Source organism: Terracoccus sp. 273MFTsu3.1, from assembly GCF_000383675.1.
Taxonomy (GTDB): domain Bacteria; phylum Actinomycetota; class Actinomycetes; order Actinomycetales; family Dermatophilaceae; genus Terrabacter.
Map to the genome: position 1 here is coordinate 346,056 of NZ_KB911825.1, position 16,431 is coordinate 362,486.

14 protein-coding genes and 1 tRNA gene are annotated in these 16,431 nt (G+C 72.5%); 11 read left to right on the plus strand and 4 right to left on the minus strand.

Annotated elements, in window-relative coordinates; genetic code table 11:
* Positions 1–184 precede the first annotated feature (184 nt).
* The 5 genes from H283_RS0118360 (at position 185) to mscL (ending at position 4,299) form a co-directional block, all read left to right on the plus strand.
* Positions 185–1,705 (plus strand): potassium/proton antiporter, encoded by a 1,521-nt coding sequence (locus H283_RS0118360; RefSeq protein WP_020144991.1) that lies wholly within the window; start codon positions 185–187, stop codon positions 1,703–1,705.
* Between the two features lie 45 nt (positions 1,706–1,750).
* A complete protein-coding gene (locus H283_RS27325; RefSeq protein ID WP_081633935.1) occupies positions 1,751–2,119 on the plus strand; it encodes an FmdB family zinc ribbon protein in 369 nt (122 codons plus the stop codon).
* A 73-nt stretch (positions 2,120–2,192) separates the two neighbouring features.
* Complete coding sequence (locus H283_RS0118370; RefSeq protein WP_020144993.1) at positions 2,193–3,071, plus strand: S-methyl-5'-thioadenosine phosphorylase; 879 nt, start codon at positions 2,193–2,195, stop codon at positions 3,069–3,071.
* A gap of 11 nt (positions 3,072–3,082) precedes the next feature.
* Positions 3,083–3,772 carry an SAF domain-containing protein gene (locus H283_RS26880; protein ID WP_196806019.1) on the plus strand — a complete coding sequence of 230 codons (690 nt, stop codon included), beginning with the start codon at positions 3,083–3,085 and terminating at the stop codon, positions 3,770–3,772.
* A 161-nt stretch (positions 3,773–3,933) separates the two neighbouring features.
* Positions 3,934–4,299: a large conductance mechanosensitive channel protein MscL gene (mscL, locus tag H283_RS0118380; RefSeq protein ID WP_020144995.1), complete on the plus strand. Its 366-nt coding sequence runs from the start codon at positions 3,934–3,936 to the stop codon at positions 4,297–4,299.
* 145 nt (positions 4,300–4,444) lie between these two features.
* On the opposite strand, the gene H283_RS0118385 is transcribed toward mscL, so the two are convergent.
* From H283_RS0118385 to H283_RS0118395, 3 genes are all read right to left on the minus strand, one after another.
* Entirely contained in the window at positions 4,445–4,888 is a 444-nt protein-coding gene (locus tag H283_RS0118385; RefSeq protein WP_043650131.1) for a tol-pal system YbgF family protein, read from the minus strand.
* Between the two features lie 66 nt (positions 4,889–4,954).
* The gene (locus H283_RS0118390; protein WP_020144997.1) at positions 4,955–9,088 is read right to left on the minus strand and encodes an AAA domain-containing protein; all 4,134 of its coding nucleotides are present in this window, start codon (positions 9,086–9,088) and stop codon (positions 4,955–4,957) included.
* A 96-nt stretch (positions 9,089–9,184) separates the two neighbouring features.
* Complete coding sequence (locus H283_RS0118395) at positions 9,185–10,009, minus strand: nucleotidyltransferase domain-containing protein (RefSeq protein WP_020144998.1); 825 nt, start codon at positions 10,007–10,009, stop codon at positions 9,185–9,187.
* A gap of 120 nt (positions 10,010–10,129) precedes the next feature.
* On the opposite strand from H283_RS0118395, the gene H283_RS0118400 reads away from it, so the two are divergent.
* The 3 genes from H283_RS0118400 to H283_RS0118410 are packed head-to-tail and all read left to right on the plus strand — an operon-like array spanning position 10,130 to position 13,871.
* Positions 10,130–11,725 (plus strand): DUF1800 domain-containing protein, encoded by a 1,596-nt coding sequence (locus H283_RS0118400; RefSeq protein ID WP_020144999.1) that lies wholly within the window; start codon positions 10,130–10,132, stop codon positions 11,723–11,725.
* A gap of 8 nt (positions 11,726–11,733) precedes the next feature.
* Positions 11,734–13,074 (plus strand): DUF1501 domain-containing protein, encoded by a 1,341-nt coding sequence (locus H283_RS0118405; RefSeq protein ID WP_020145000.1) that lies wholly within the window; start codon positions 11,734–11,736, stop codon positions 13,072–13,074.
* A gap of 56 nt (positions 13,075–13,130) precedes the next feature.
* On the plus strand, positions 13,131–13,871 hold the full coding sequence (locus tag H283_RS0118410; RefSeq protein WP_020145001.1) for a phosphotransferase family protein: 741 nt from the start codon (positions 13,131–13,133) through the stop codon (positions 13,869–13,871).
* Positions 13,872–13,975: 104 nt separating this feature from the next.
* On the opposite strand, the gene H283_RS0118415 is transcribed toward H283_RS0118410, so the two are convergent.
* Positions 13,976–14,965 (minus strand): aldo/keto reductase, encoded by a 990-nt coding sequence (locus H283_RS0118415; protein ID WP_020145002.1) that lies wholly within the window; start codon positions 14,963–14,965, stop codon positions 13,976–13,978.
* A 365-nt stretch (positions 14,966–15,330) separates the two neighbouring features.
* Here H283_RS0118415 and H283_RS0118425 point away from each other — a divergent pair, with 365 nt between their 5' ends.
* The 3 genes from H283_RS0118425 to H283_RS0118435 form a co-directional block, all read left to right on the plus strand.
* Positions 15,331–15,849: an NUDIX hydrolase gene (locus H283_RS0118425; protein ID WP_043650137.1), complete on the plus strand. Its 519-nt coding sequence runs from the start codon at positions 15,331–15,333 to the stop codon at positions 15,847–15,849.
* 162 nt (positions 15,850–16,011) lie between these two features.
* Positions 16,012–16,087, plus strand: a tRNA-Arg gene (locus tag H283_RS0118430).
* A 109-nt stretch (positions 16,088–16,196) separates the two neighbouring features.
* Positions 16,197–16,431 (plus strand): leucine zipper domain-containing protein (locus tag H283_RS0118435; protein WP_028785724.1); only part of this gene is annotated, 235 nt, incomplete at its 3' end.

A 16,431-nucleotide genomic window follows, 5' to 3' on the forward strand; every position in this document is an offset into this window, starting at 1 on the left:
TCAACCGTGACACGCGACGAGCCTAGGCCACCGCGGACGGTGCATCTCGCAGCCCGCCGGGCGCCGCGCGACATCGTTGCCGAACCGACGACAAACGCTCCGACCCGTGCGCGACGCCCCGCGGACCGCTCCACGGGCGGGGGCACCGGGATGGTTGGATTGCCCCACACCTGAGGAGCTGCCGTTGACCGCACTCGCGAGCATCACGTCGTCGACCATGGACCTCGACGACCTGACGCGCGTGCTCCTCATCGGGTCGCTCGTGCTCCTCGTGGCCGTCGCGGCCGTGCGCCTGTCGGTCCGCTCGGGCCTGCCGTCGCTGCTCATCTACCTCGGGATCGGCCTGGCCCTCGGCAACGCCGGCGCCGGCATCCAGTTCGACGACGCGTCGATCACCCGCGTGCTCGGCTACGCCGCCCTCGTGCTCATCCTGGCCGAGGGTGGCCTGACGACGTCGTGGTCCAACATCAAGGACTCGGTGGCCCCTGCCGCGGTGCTCTCGACGGTCGGCGTCGTCGTGTCGGTGCTCGTCGTCGCGGTGGCCGCGCACGCCTTCCTCCCGCTGTCGTGGACGATCTCGCTCCTCATGGGCGCCATCGTCACCTCGACCGACGCCGCCGCCGTCTTCGCGGTGCTGCGCAACGTGCCGCTGCCCAAGCGCCTCTCCGGGATGCTCGAGGCGGAGGCGGGCTTCAACGACGCCCCCGTCGTCATCCTCGTCGTCGCCTTCTCCGCGCAGGGGGTGCCGGGCGGGTCCGCCGACCCGTGGTGGGTGCTGCTCCTGCACGCTGCGTTGGAGCTCGCCGGTGGCGCGCTCGTCGGGGTCGCCGTGGGCTGGCTCGGGGGCCAGCTGCTGCACCGCGTGGCAGGCGCCTCGTCCGCCCTCTTCTCCATCGGCGTCGTCGCGCTCACCGTCCTCGCGTATGCCGTGGGCGCCGCGATCCACGTCTCCGGCTTCCTCGCGACCTACCTCGCGGCCCTCGTGCTCGGCAACATGGGCCTGCCCAACCGGGTGGCGTTCCAGAGCTTCGCCAACGCGCTGGGCTGGATCGCGCAGATCGGGCTCTTCGTGCTGCTCGGCCTGCTCGCCGACCCGAGGCGCCTCGACGAGCAGATCGTTCCGGCCATCGTCATCGGCCTCGTCCTGCTCCTCGTCGCCCGTCCCCTGTCGGTCTTCGCATCCGTCTCGTGGTTCAAGGTCCCCTGGCGCGACCAGGTCTTCCTGTCGTGGGCGGGGCTGCGGGGCGCGGTGCCGGTCGTGCTCGCGACCGTGCCGCTCGTCGTGGGAACGCCCGACACCAAATGGATCTTCGACCTCGTGTTCATGCTCGTCGTCATCTTCACGATCGTGCAGGCGCCCTCGCTGCCGTGGGTGGCCCGTCGGCTCGGTCTCACCGAGCAGGTCCACTCCGTCGACGTCGACCTCGAGTCGACCTCGCTCATGGAGATCAGCGCCGACGTCATCCAGGTGACAGTGGGGGCCGAGTCGCGGCTGCACGGGGTCGCCGTCTTCGAGCTGCGCCTGCCCAAGGGCGCCAACGTGACGCTCGTCGTACGCGGAGGCGAGGGGTTCGTGCCGGAGCGGCACACGACGATCCGCCACGGCGACCGGCTCCTCGTCGTCACGACGTCCAAGGTCAAGCAGCGCACCGAGCGGCGCATCCGCGAGATCAGCCGGGGCGGGCGCCTCGCCGGCTGGCCGTAGACTGACCCTCGGCCATCTTCCGCCCCCGACGTCCGAGGTTCACCTGTGCCCACCTACTCCTACGCGTGCCAAGAGTGCGGCCACGCCTTCGACATCCGCCAGTCGTTCACCGACGACTCCCTGACGGTGTGCCCGGAGTGCGGCGAGCCCCGGCTGCGCAAGGTGATCCACCCGGTCGGCATCGCGTTCAAGGGCTCCGGCTTCTACAAGACCGACTCGCGCGCCGCGTCCAAGAGCGCGTCGACGCCGGCGGCCTCGGACGGCGCGGGCTCGGGCGACACGGCGAAGAAGGACGGCGCGTCGTCCACCTCGTCCTCCTCGTCGACCTCGTCCTCCTCGTCCTCCGACTCGTCAGGCGGCTCGAGCACCTCGACGCCGTCGAAGACCGCGTCGACGTCGTCCACAGCCACCTGAGCTCGGGGGACGTTGTCCCCACCCGAGGGCGTATGCCGTCCGGCCGGCCGGGTGCCCGCCCTAGGCTCCTCGCATGACGACTGAGCAGACGACCCTGTCCGACCCCGCCGTCCCGGGAGTGCCCGCCCCGGGTCCGCGCGCCGAGATCGGCGTCATCGGCGGGTCGGGCCTCTACGAGTTCCTCGACGACTACGAGACCGTCGACGTCGACACCCCGTTCGGCCGCCCGAGCGACCCGCTCGTCATCGGCGAGGTCGAGGGCCGCGGCGTCGCCTTCGTCGCGCGGCACGGCAAGGGCCACCGCTTCGCGCCGCACCGCGTCAACTACCGCGCGAACCTCTGGGCGCTGCGCGCCGTCGGCGTCCGCCAGATCCTCTCCCCCTGCGCGGTCGGCTCGCTCAAGCCCGAGCACGGACCGGGCACCATCGTCGTGCCCGACCAGGTCGTCGACCGCACGTGGGGGCGGGCCCACACCATCTACGAGACGGAGGGTCCGGTCGTCCACGTCGGGTTCGCCGATCCCTACTGCCCCAACGGCCGCGACGTCGCGGTCGCCGCGGCCCGGCTCTCGGAGCTCGAGGTCGTCACGGAGGGCACCCTCGTGGTCGTCAACGGACCACGCTTCTCCTCCCGCGCCGAGTCGCTCATGCACCAGCAGGCCGGGTTCGGCATCGTCGGCATGACGACGATGCCCGAGGCAGCCCTGGCCCGCGAGCTCGCCATGTGCTTCACGACGATCGCCATGGTGACCGACCACGACGCCGGCGTCGAGGGCGGCGACGCCGTCACGCACGACGAGGTCCTGCGCGTCTTCGCGACCAACGTCGAGCACCTCACCTCGATCCTGCGCGACGCCATCGGCCAGATGCCGGCGCACGAGCCCGACGAGACGGCCACCTGCCCGTGCCGGCGCAGCCTCGACGGTCTCGAGCTGCCCTTCCCGCTCCCCTGATGGTGGCCGGCGTGCGCTCGGGCTCCCGCTGGCGTCGCCCGGGCGGTCGGGCCGCGTGGCCCGACGGTCCGCGGCGGCGTCGGGCCCGGCGCACCCGCTGGCGGCGGTGGGCCGCGGCGGTGCTCGCCGCCCTGTCGGTGCTCGTCACGGTCGCCGCGCTGCGTCCGGCGCCGGCTGGAGGCGCGGGCGCACCAACGGTCGTCATGGCCCGCGACGTCGCGGCCGGACAGACGATCGCCGCCGACGACGTCACGGTCGCGGTCCGACCCGGGGGTCAGCGACCCGTGACCGCCCTGTCGACGGTGCAGACGGCCGTCGGTCGCGTCGCCGCCGCTCCCCTGGCCGTCCACGAGGTCGTGACGCCCGAGCGCCTCGTCGGCGGCGACCTGCTGGCCGGCCAGCCCGGCGATCACGTGGCCCTCAGCGTGCCCGTCCTCGACGCCGCCTCGGTCGGGGTGCGGCCGGGCGACCACGTCGACCTCTACGCCACCGGCTCGGGCACCCGGGCCGCGACCGACGTCGTCGTCCTCGCCGTCCGCGCGGCGGAGGCGTCGACCGGGCTCGTCTCCGGTGCGCCCGCGCGGCTGACCCTGGCTCTCGACCCGACCCAGGCCGCCGAGGTGGCTCGAGGCCTCAGCGCTCTCGAGGCAGGCCAGGGCCTGGTCGTCGCCGTCCGACACGGGCCGGGACCTGCACAGTAGGCTCGGGCTGCCCGGAGTGCGCGCCCCACGCGCCACTCTCGTCGCAGCGTCGCACACGGGTCGCAGGCTCAGCACGGACAGGCAGGACCCACGGGGGCGGGTCGAGATCCACCCCCGAGGCATCGAGATCACCCAGTCCAGGGGCACAGAAAGGGACGCGCATGATCAAGGGTTTCAAGGACTTCCTGATGCGAGGCAACGTCGTCGACCTCGCGGTCGCGGTCGTCATCGGCACGGCGTTCGCCAAGGTGGTCGAGGCGTTCGTGACCGTCATCATGGATCTCATCGGAAAGGTCGGTGGCAAGCCGAACTTCTCGTCGATCAACCCGGGCGGCGTCCACATCGGCGCCTTCCTCACCCAGCTCGTCGCTTTCGTCATCGTGGCTGCGGCGGTCTACTTCATCGTCGTCGTCCCGATGAACCACCTCGCCGAGCGGCGCAAGGCCGGCGTCGAGCCCGAGTCCGAGGCTCCCTCGGAGGAGGTCATCCTGCTCACCGAGATCCGCGACAGCCTCCGCGCCCGCTGAGTCGGGGCACACGAGCGCACGTCGAAGGGGCGGCAGCCGACGGCTCCCGCCCCTTCGACGCCCCACCCGCCACGTCCCGTCAAACGAGTGGCCGAGTGGCCCCATCCGTCACGAGTGACGCGGGGCCACTCGAGTGGCCCCGCGGTCAGACGGTGTCGGCGGTGACGGCAGGGTCGCCCGGTGCGGTGGGGTCGACCGGTGCGGAGCCGTAGGCCTGGGGGCGCGCGTGGTCGCCGAGGATCTCGGCGAGGGCGAGCGGGCGGGCGGCCTCGGCGTGCCGGCCGGCGCGCTGGAGCGTGCGACCGAGCAGCAGGTGCGCGTAGGAGTCCGTCGGCGACTGCTCGATGACCTCGTTGAGGGTCGCCTCGGCCCGACCGAGCTGCGCCGACTGGAAGTAGGCGCGGGCCAGCATCAGCCTGAGGTCGGTGACGGAGTGGAGCACGCCCTCGTCCGCGGCCTCGGCCGTGCGCGACGACTCGGCCTCGTCGACGAGCTCGGCCAAAGCGGTCGCGGCGGCCACGTGGTCACCTCGCTCGAAGAGACCCTGGGCCCAGGAGAGGCGCAGCGAGAACGGTGTCGTCGTGTTCATGAGGCCCACAACGCCGCACGAGGTCACGGCATTCCGGCCCGTCGCGCCGCCGTCGCCCGGGTCACGTCACTCGTAGTGCGGCGGTCGCTGCTCCTCGAGCCAGCGGTCACCCAGACCTGAGCCCGAGGGACGCTCGCCCCAGCCGAGGTCGAGCTCGTCGCTGCTGCGGCCGAGCGCCACTCCCGGCTCGCTCGCGTCGGCGTCGGGCGTGCTGTCCGCGGCGCCGGTTCCCTTGCGGAACACCCTGCGCCGCTTGCGCTTCGGCTGCGGAGCAGACTCCGTCGCCGAGCCGCCGGCTCCGTCGGAGGACGGCTGGTCCGTTGCCGGGCGGGCATCTCCGGAGGTCGCACCGGCACCGTCGGTGGTCCCGTCTCGGTCCGTCGCGCTCGTCGGACCGGCGCCGTCGTCGGGCGTCGGCGCTGCCTCGTCGGTCGGCTCGACCTCGCGAGGCGGCGACGACGTGCGGGCGAGCGTCACGATGCGGGCGATCTCCCTCGCGGGGTCACGGAACACGTCGGCGCTCCAGACCCGCTCGTGCACCCAGCCGAGGCGGGCGAGCTGCTCAGGGCGCAGGCGGTCACGGTCGCGCGTGCTGCGCAGGGCGGCATACCTGCTCCCGTCGGTCTCGACGGCGATGAGCGCCCGGCCCCGGTGGTAGGGGTCCTCGACCGCGATGTCGATGCGGTGAGTGGCCGTGCCGTAGTCCTCGTGGACGGTGAGGCCCTGGCGGCGCAGGCGCTCGGCGAGGTCGTGCCGCAGCGGGTCGGCGGTCGTCGGGGCGGAGGCGAAGAGGGTGTCGTCGTCGCTGACGGCACCGCGCCCCTCGGCGTACGCGAGGAAGTCGCGCAGCATGAGGGCGCCGCGGGCCTTGAGCCGCTCGGGGTCGAGGTCGATCGCGCGCAGCGCCGACACGACGGTCATCCGGGCGCGGGCCCGCGTGATGGCCACGTTGAGCCGTCGCTCGCCGCCCTCGATGTTGAGCGGGCCGAAGCGGTGCAGAACCCGTCCGTGCGGCGTCTTGCCGTAGCCGATCGACAGGATGACGGCGTCGCGCTCGTCGCCCTGGACGCGCTCGAGGTTCTTGACGAAGAAGCGCTCGTCGCGGGAGTCGTCGAAGAAGGCGGCGACGTCGGGTGCGGTGCGCAGCGCCTCGGTGATCGCCTCCTCGAGGCGGTCGGCGTGCTTGATGCCGAGGGCGATGACGCCGAGCGACTCGGTGGGACGGGTGCGGGCGTGCTCGAGGACGAGCTCGACGACGCGGGCGACCTCGCCGTCGGTCGTCTCGATGGTGTCGACGCCCGGCTGGACGACAGCCTGACCGTCGACCGGCTCGAACGTCACGGCCGACTCGAGCGACGTGCCGGGGAAGGTCGTGAGACGACCGTCGTACATCGCGTCGTTGGCGAAGGCGATGAGGCGCTCGTCGCGGCTGCGGTAGTGCCACGTGAGGTTGCGGGTCGGCAGGGCTGCGGCGAGCACGTCGAGCACCGACTCGAAGCCCTCGGTCAAGGTCTCGTCGGCGGGGGCTGACGCATCGGACTCGTCGTCGGAGACGACGGTGAAGAAGTTGGTCGGCGGGAGCTGCCGCTCGTCACCGGCGACGACGACCTGTCGGGCGCGCGAGATGGCGGAGATCGCCTGGGCGGGCTGCACCTGCGAGGCCTCGTCGAAGATGACCACGTCGAACCAACGACCCGGAGGCAGCGTCGAGGCGACGACGAGCGGGCTCATCGCCCAGCACGGCTTGATCGCCGTCAGCGTCGACGACGCCTGCGGCATGAGGTCGCGCAGCGGCTTGTGGCGGCGGGCCTTGCCGGCCTCGGCGCGCACGAGCGCCTCGTGGGCCGGGTGGTCGGCGAGGACCTCTCGGATGTTGCGGGCGACCGCGGCGCGCACGCGGTCGACGGTCGCCGACTGGTGGGCCCGGTCGGCCTCGGCGAACTCCGCGACGTCGCGGCGCAGTCCCGCGCCGTCGTGGGCGCCGTACGCCGGGTCGCGGACGGTGATCTCCTGCGCGAGGGAGGCCCACCACACGTGCTCGACCTCGGCCGTGACCTGGTCGGTGGGGATCCCGCGGGCCGCGAGGTCGTCGACGACCGGGCCGAGCCCGGTCGAGCGCAGCTCGTCGAGGGCCGAGGTGACCTGGGGCAGCACCGCGATCCGGTCGGGCCGGCTCGCGAGCCCGGCGAGCCGGTCCCGCAGGTCGCGCAGCGGCAGGGACGTCAGCGTGCGCCCGTCGGGCCCGACCTGGAGACGGTCGTCGAGCCACTCGAGGTCCGCCGTGAGGCCGGCCAGCAGCGACAGCCCCTCGTCGAGGCGCGGCGAGATCTCCGGACGACCGCCTCCACCGACGAGCTCGAACCAGTGCTCACGCTGCTCGCTCGCCGACACGAGCTCCTCGTGGAGGTTGGCCGGCGGTCGACCGGGGCGCAGGAGCCGCTTGGTCTGCTGCCGGATCTTCCAGCGGTCGAGCCAGCCCATCTCGACGTCGCGGGCCTCACGCCAGTCGCGCGTGGCGGTGGCGGCGATGTGCTCCTTGAGCGGGATGTCGAAGACCTCGGGCCGGAACACTTCCAGGGTCTCGCGCACGCTCGACATCGTGGCGAAGGCCGACTTCCAGTCCTCGAGCGAGTTCGCTTCGGGCACATGGGACTCCGACAGAATGCGGTTGAGCTGGCGGGCTGCGTCGTCGAGCCCGCTCGTGCTGTGTCGGGTCGTGACGTCGAGGGCGCGGGCCGCGTCGTCGGCGGTGAGGATGCGGGCGCCGAACCACGGGTCGTCGCCGTCCCGCGTCCATGCCCCGAGCCCCGCGGCATCACGCAGCCGACGGCTGAGCTCGACGGCCCTCGGGCGGCTCAGCCCGGCGAGGTCGCGACTGCCGAGACGGACGTGACACGTCGGCGGAGGCGTGCGCGTGCCGAGCTCGACGAGTGCCTGTTGGGCCTCGTGCGCGGACACGCCCCACGGGTCACGCACGGCGTGGAGCGCCTCGACGTGCTTCTGCAGGCGAGCACGTCGGTCACGCAGCGTCGCGGTCGTGCGGTCGCTCTCGGGGGTGTCGTTCTCGACGGCCGCGTCGAGGCTCCTGGCGAACTGCTGGGCGGTCGCGCGCTTGTTCGTCGGCCCGTCGTAGGCGTCGAGCACGAGGTCGCCGAGCCCGAGACGGTCGAGGCGGCTGAGGACGGCGTCGATGGCGGCGCGCTTCTCGGCGACGAAGAGGGTCGACTTGCCCTCGGCCGCGAGCGAGGCGATGAGGTTGACGATCGTCTGCGACTTGCCGGTGCCCGGCGGCCCCTTGACGACGAGGTGGGCGCCCGCGCGTACGGCGTCGATGGCCGCGTGCTGGGAGGAGTCCGCGTCGAGGACGAGGTACTCGTGCTCCGGGTCGGGGTCCGGGTCGCTCTCCGGCAGGCGCAGCCGCACCGCCGCGAGCGCCGACTCGTCACCCGCGAGCGCGGCGACGACGTCATGGTTGGCCAGGGTGTCGCCCTGGAGGGCGAGGTCGGCGACCATCGGCAGCTTGGCGTAGGAGAAGGTGCCGAGGACGAGCCGCGGGGTGATCTCGAACTCGGGCACGCGCTCGCACGCGTGGCCGAGGGCGGCATACACGGGGTAGGGGTCGAAGCCGTTGCCCGCCGTGGCGAGGTCGGCGAGCGCGTCCCCGTCGATCTCGATGCCCTGCTCGGAGCGGAGGTACTCGCGCAGGACGGGGTTGAGCTCGGCCTCGGGGCCGAGGTCGATCTCGAAGTCCTCCTGGGCGGCGCCCGTCGGACGCAGCACGCACGAGCGCAGCAGCACCGGCGAGGCCGGCGGTCGGGCGGCCCGCGGCACGGACCACGTCGCCATGCCGATGGCGATGAAGCCGGCCGCGATGCCACGCTCCTCGCGCAGCTCGAGGGCCTTGGACCGGATGGCCCGCGCGCGACGGCGGGCCTCCTCGAAGGCCGCGGGCTCGCGCACGAGGTCGGACAGTCGCGTGCGACGCCCGGCGAGCAGCATCGAGACCCCGCCGGGGTGCGCGGTCGTCAGGTCGAGGGTGCCGGAGGGGAGGTCGCGGTACCAGAGCAGCGTGTTGCGACCGCCGAGGTCGACGAGCGTGCGCTGCCACGTCCGGACGGCGGCTGCGACGCGGTCGGCACGGGGATCGCCCGAGGGCGACTCGGCCTCGCGGGCAGGGTCGGTCCTGAGGGCGTCGGTCATTCCAGCAGGCTAACGAACGAACCTTCGCGTACCCGCCACCGACAGACCACCGCGCAGAGGAATCGGTGCTGCGTCAGCCCTCGACGTGCGCTCTCGTCAGCGGTCGCCGACCGCGGCCCGGGTCTCGGCGACGAGCCGCTGGACGCTCCCGATGGCAGCCGTGAGGGACTCCTCGGTGGCGCCGAGCGAGCCCAGGGCGAGGGCCGCGTCCCGCGCGAAGCCGGCGGGCGCCCCGTCGAGGGTCGCCGAAGCGGGCACGAGCCCCTTCTCGTTCGTCACCCAGCGCCCGGCGTCCGCGTGCAGCGCGTGCGCGCACAGCAGGACCGCTCGGGCGAGTGCCAGGGACACGTAGGACGTGTCCTCGCGCCGGGCCCCCTTCCCGGCCGCGCCGACGAGGAAGTCGGCCTCCCAGAGGGCGCCGACCATCGCGTCGCGCAGGGCGAGGGGGTATGCCGTCACGGCCGCCCGCAGGGACGTGAGCCGGCCGGCCGGGTCGGCCAGGACGACCCCGGTGGCCAGCTCGGCGGCATACGACACGTCGAGGAAGCCGAGCGGGTGACCGGCCTGCGGATGGAAGGCGAACTCACCACGAGATGCCCGATCTGCTTGTGCCGCAACCCGATCGATGTCACGGAGGATCCAGTCGACGGCGACGCCCTCGACCTCGAGCCAGCCACCTGCGTCGACCCACGGACCCCACGAGCCGGGTTCCCCCACCGTGACGTCGCGTCCGGACCACACGCTCGCGAGCCGGGTCAGCTCGAGGGTGTCGGGGGTGCCGTCGTAGTAGACGCCGAGGTCGACGTCGGAGGTGGGCAGCGCGTCGCCGCGGGCCCGGCTGCCGCCGAGCACGACGCCGACCACCCCGCGCACACCCGCCAGCTCGTCGGCCATCCGGTGGAGCGTCTGGTCGGTGATCATCGCGGAGCCCTCGGCATGCGCCGGACGCTACCGGAGCCCGTCTGCGGGCCGCGCTGCCGAGCATGACCGAAATGTCCGATAACGGAGTCAGCGCGAGATCTCGTCGGTACCGTCCGTCGCATGACCGCTCACTCCCCCGAGTCGCCGTCGGCCGCGTCGCCGGCGCGCCGACGCGTGCTCTCCGGGCTCGGCGGCGGCGCGGCCCTCGCGATGGCCACCGCGACGACCGCGTCGGCGGCCTCCGCCTCCGCCTCTGCTCCCACGGCAGCGACGCCCGCGGTCATGGCTGCGGCCGTCACGACCGACCCGGTGCTGCACCTGCTCCGTCGCGCCACCTTCGGCCCGACGCCGGCCCTGCTCGCCGAGGTGCGCGCGACCGGGACGACGGCCTGGCTCGACGCCCAGCTGGCGCCGGCGACCAAGGTGCCCGACACCGCCATGGACGCGATGCTCAAGCGCTGGACCCGCCTGGGATGGAAGACGTGGGAGGTCCGCGAGCGCCTCGAGGGCGGCGACACGTGGACCGTCATGATGGACCTCGTCGAGGCGCACCTGGCCCGGGCCCTCTTCTCCCGCCGGCAGCTCCTCGAGACCGTCGTCGACTTCTGGACCAACCACCTCGTCGTGCCGGTGCCGAGCAGCGAGGTCTGGGACAGCTCGCACCTCTTCCAGCGCGACGTCATCCGCAAGTACGCGCTCGGCAAGTACTCCGACATGCTCAACGCCGCGGCACGGCACCCGTCGATGCTCAAGGTCCTCGACAACGCCGACAGCACGAAGAAGGCGCCGAACGAGAACTACGGCCGCGAGCTGCTCGAGCTGCACACCGTCGGCGTCGGGAAGTTCACCGAGGCCGACGTCAAGATGTCGGCGCTGGCGCTGACCGGCCTCAGCGTCGACTCCGAGTCTGGCCTCTACTACTACCGGCCCAACCGCCGCCACGTCGGCACCGTCAAGGTGCTCGGCTGGAGCGACCCCAACGCGACGCCCGAGAACGGCAGCGCCGTCGCGACGCTCTACCTCAACTACCTGGCGAACCACCCGGCCACGGCGACCCGCATCGCGACGAAGCTCGTGACGCGCTACGTCTCCGACACGCCCCCGGCCACCCTCGTCACCAAGCTCGCGCAGGTCTACCTCGCGAACGGCACGGCCATCGCTCCGGTGCTGCGAGCGCTCTTCCTCTCCCCCGAGTTCGCCGCGTCGGTGGGCCAGAAGATCCGCACGCCCTACGAGGACGCCCTCGCGTCGTGCCGCATCCTCGGCCTGACCCCGGAGCCGGTCCCGGCCGCCGGGGTGACGAGCGACCTGCGCAGCCTCTTCTGGCAGCTGGGCACCTTCGGGCAGGCGCCGATGGGCTGGCCGGCCCCGAACGGCTATCCGGATGTCGCCGCCGCCTGGAACGGCGCGTCGAGCACCCTGAACCGCTGGAACTTCCACCTCGGCCTCGCCGGCAACTGGACCCTCAAGGCGATGAAGCGTCCCGACGTCACGACGCTCGTGCCGTCCCCGCTGCCGACGACGTATGCCGCCCTCGTCGACGCGCTCGCCGCGAGGCTGCTCGTCACGCTGACCACCGCCCAGCGCGACGCGATCTGCCGGTTCGTCGACCACGCCCCGGGCGACGCCCTCAAGGCGGGTGCCGCGGCCGTGACGTGGCGACTCCCGTCGATCGTCGCGCTCCTGCTCGACTCCCCCAACTTCGCGACCCGCTGAGGACGACCATGACGACCCACTCCGCGACCGCGTCCGCAGCACCGTCCGAGGCCGACTCCGGCGTCCCCCCGGAGGGCTGCGGCTGCCCGCAGGGCCAGGCCCTGACCTCGCAGGTCTCCCGCCGCACGCTGCTCGCGGGCGCGTCAGCCCTGGGAGCGCTCGGCGCCGTCGTGGGCACCGCCGGCCCGAGCGCTGCCACTCAGCTCGCGTTCGCCGGGACGGCCTACACCGGCGACACGATCGTCATCCTCAGCCTCCGCGGCGGCTTCGACGGCCTGTCCGCAGTGGCCCCTGTCGGAGACCCCGCGTACTTCACGGCGCGGCCCAGCATCGCCATCCCCGCATCGCGGGCGATCAAGCTCGACAGCATGTTCGGGCTGCACCCGGCCCTCGCCCCGCTCAAGCCGATCTGGGACGTCGGCGGTCTCGCGGCCGTCCACGCCGTCGGCCAGGTCAACCCGACGCGGTCGCACTTCGAGGCCATGGCCACGATGGAGAACGCCGCGCCCGGCTCGACGCTGCGCACCGGCTGGCTCGACCGCATGATCGGCCTCAGCGGCCCGGTCTCGACCTTCGCGTCCGCGTCCGTCGGCTCGGCGACGACACCACAGTCGATGATCGGCCCGAACCCCGAGGTCGCGATCCGCACCGTCGACAGCTTCAGCCTCAGCGGCGCGAGCACGCCTGAGGAACAGACCCGCTGGACGACCGCCCTCAACGCGTTGTATGCCGGGGCGCCCGCCGCGCTCGCGGCACCCGCGAAGGCGACGCTCGGGGCGCTCTCGACGATGTCCCCGCTCAAGGCGGCCGGCTACACCCCGGCCAACGGGGCGGCATACCCCAAGGGCGCCGTCGGCGACGCCCTGCGTGACCTCGCGCGGCTCATCAAGGCCCGGATCGGCCTGCGGGCCGCGACGGTCGACGTCGGCAACTGGGACATGCACTCGGGCCTCGGGTCCAGCGACTCGGGCTGGATGTTCCGCCAGCTCACCGAGCTCGGCCAGGCGCTCGCCGCCTTCAACCAGGACCTCGGCGCGCAGATGAGCGACGTCACCCTCGTGACGCTCAGCGAGTTCGGCCGCCGGGTCGCGCAGAACGGCTCCGGTGGCCTGGACCACGGGCACGGCAACGTCTCGCTCGTCATGGGCGGCGGGGTGCGCGGCGGTCAGGTCTACGGCCGCTGGCCCGGCCTCGCGGCGGCCAACCTCGACAACGGAGACCTCGCCGGGACGACCGACTACCGGACGATCCTCGCCGAGGCGTTGGAGAAGCGGGCGCAGCTGTCGTCGTCGACGGTCTTCCCGCTGCTCGCTGCCGACCGTCTCGGGATGTTCGCCGCCAAGGCCTGACCGGTCGGCTGCCAAAGAAGTGGGGGTCGCGGACCCACTGCGCCAGACTGGCCGACGTGGACGAGATCGAGGTCGTGGTCGCCCATCAGGAGCGCGCGACGCTGCGGGTGGGTGAGGTGTTCCTCAAGGTCGACGCCGATCCGGCCCGCACCGCGGTCGAGGTCGAGGCGATGACGCTGGCGCCGGTCCCCACCCCCGAGGTCCTGTGGCACAGGCCGCCCGTGCTCGCGCTCGCGGCCCTGCCGGGGACGGCGCTGGGTCGCCTCGGTGAGCCGTCGACCGCCTCGGCCGCGGCGTGGACCGCGGCGGGGAGGGCCCTCCGCGTTCTGCACGACGCGCCGTTGCCGGCGTGGTCCGGCGCGAGCCTTGACGAGAAGGCCGCGAGCCTCGACACCGAGTGCGCGTGGCTCCTCGCGAACGACGTCGTGCCGGCCGATCTCGTCACCCGCAACCGGGAGATCGCGGAGGCGGCGCTGCGACCGTGGACGCCGGTGTTCATGCACGGCGACCTACAGGTCGCCCACGTCTTCGTCGACGGCGACGAGGTCACCGGCGTCCTCGACTGGTCCGAGGCCGGTCAGGGCTCGGCGATGTACGACCTCTCGAGCTTGACGCTCGGGCACCCGGAGCACCTCGACGACGTCGTCGCCGGCTACGGCTCGGAGGCTGTCGACCTCGACGTGGTCCGGGCCTGGTGGTCGCTGCGGAGCCTGACGGCGATCCGCTGGCTCGTCGAGCACGGCTTCGACCCGGCGGCGCCGGGATGCGAGATCGACGTGCTCAGGGCGCAGCTCTGACGTGGGGTCTCGCCTCGAGCACGACCTCGCGATCGGTGTGCACGTCGCCGGTCGTGGCCAGCACCCGGTCACGTGGCCGCTCCGGTCGGCTGCCGTGCCGAGGCTCAGCGGTCGATCATCCGCTGCATGGCCTCGGGGTAGCGGTCACCGCGGACCTGCACGCTGGACGAGGCCGCGTCGAGCTCGGCGAGGTCCTCGTCCGTGAGGGTGAGGTCGACCGCACCGAGGTTCTCGTCGAGGCGCTCGAGGCGCCGGGTCCCGGGGATCGGCACGACCCAGGGCTGCTGAGCCAGCAGCCAGGCGAGGGCCACCTGACCCACCGTGGCGCCCTTGCGATCCGCGACCGCGGTGATGAGGTCGACGAGGGCGAGGTTGGCCTTCAGGGCCTCCCGCTCGAAGCGCGGCAGGGACGCACGGATGTCCCCCTCGCCGAACTCCGTGGCGGCGGTGACCTTCCCCGTCAGGAAGCCACGTCCGAGAGGGCTGAACGGGACGAAGCCGATCCCGAGCTCGGCCAGGGCGGGCAGGATCGCCTCCTCGGGCTCGCGCCAGAAGAGGGAGTACTCGCTCTGCAACGCCGTGACGGGCTGGACGGCGTGGGCGCGGCGGATCGTGTCGACTCCGGCCTCGGACAGGCCGAAGTGGTGCACCTTGCCCGCCTCGATGAGCTCCTTGACGACGCCGGCGACCTCCTCGATGGGGACGTCGGGGTCGACACGGTGCTGGTAGAGCAGGTCGATGGCGTCGGTGCGCAGCCGTCGCAGGGAGCCGTCGACGGCGGCGCGGATGGCGTCGGGCCGGCTCGTGACGCCCGTCTGGGTGCCGTTCTCGTCGAAGGCGAAGCCGAACTTGGTGGCGATGACGACGTCGTCCCGGACCGGCTGCAGGGCCTCGCCGACGAGCTCCTCGTTGTGGAACGGGCCGTAGACCTCGGCGGTGTCGAAGAGGGTGACGCCTCGGTCGACCGCCGCGCGCAGGAAGGTGACCATCTGGTCCCGTGGTGGTCGCGGGCCGAAGGACTGGCTCATGCCCATGCAGCCGAGACCGAGGGCGGAGACCTCGAGGCCTCTGGTGCCTAGCGTGCGTGTCTTCATCCGCGTTCTCCTTGGGTTGCGTTCGAGGTGAATCTCGTTGGGGCTCAGAGCTGCTTGGCGGGCCGCAGGAGGATCTCGTCGATCGCGAGGTGGCGGGGACGCCTGACCTCGGCGATGTCCTCCGCCGTCACCTCGCTGCGCCCGGCGGCGAGGAGATGTTGACGACGTCGGCGCCGGTCCTGCTCAGCTTCAGGGCCGTCATGTCTTCGACCGTAGGCCCCATTCCGTCCCAGTGACAGTGACGGATCCAACCGGTAACGCCACCGACCGACGGCTGCAGACAGCACGGCGCGAGTCCGTCTCTCGGGTCCAGTGAAGGCATCGGCCGACTTGCAGCCCGTCCCTGGCGCCCTGATCATCTGGTGATGAACCAGACACCTGCCACGGCGAAGCTGAGACATGCCGTCCGGGCGGTCATCCTCGCCGATGACGACCGGATCCTGCTGTGCCGCTTCAGCTTCCCGCATCCAGCGGTCCCGTCGGGCGCAACAGTCGTGTGGGCGGCCCCCGGCGGCGGCGTCGAGCCCGGCGAACAGCCTCTGGCGGCCCTGCGCCGTGAGCTGCACGAGGAGACGGGGCTCGTCATCGACGTCGACCCACCTCACGTGTGGCACCAGGAGGTCGTCGCCCCCGGCCACGCCGACGGCTACGACGGGGTGGTCAACGACTACTTCCTGGTCCGTACCACGCACTTCGATCCTCGCGGCGCTCTGTCCGACGCCGAACTCGCCGCCGAGCACATCAGCGCGATGCGCTGGTGGCGGCACTCAGAGATAGCGGACTACGACGGCACCGACCTGTTCTCACCTCGCGACATCGCAACGCCGCTGGCGGGGTTGATCGCCGGCGGCATTCCGGCCACGCCTCTGATGCTCGGCCTGTGATCCGCGAGCACAGACGTCCACTCCTCGTGCCGATGACGGGCGGGCGAGCGACGCTGGCAGCCCTGCGCGAGCGCGCCCCTGCGGTCCAGTAGCCTGTCCCCGTTGGTCGGCCCGGCAGGGCCTCGTCGCGGCGAGGTTTCAGCAAGGACCCGGCCATGCCCCGCCCTCGTAGCTCAGGGGATAGAGCACCGCTCTCCTAAAGCGGGTGTCGCAGGTTCGAATCCTGCCGGGGGCACCACACGTTTGTAAGCCTTCGCCTGATGTTTGACGTTCGGGCTTCGCCTGATGCTGACAGTGTTTCGGGTGATGGTTGACAGCTGCTTCGGCTGATCCTTGACGCTCTCCTGATGAAGGAGATGAGCGTGGCCGAGCAGCGGTACAAGGCGGTGCTGGCGGTCATCAGTGATGGCCGGCAGGTCTCCGAGGTCGCCGCAGCGTGGGGTGTGTCCCGACAGACGATGCACGCGTGGCTGGCCCGGTACGAACAGGACGGGCTCGAGGGTTTGGCCGACCGGTCCCACCGGCCCTTGTCGTGCCCGCACCAGATGGACCCGGCCATCGAGGTCGCGGTGCTGCAGGTGC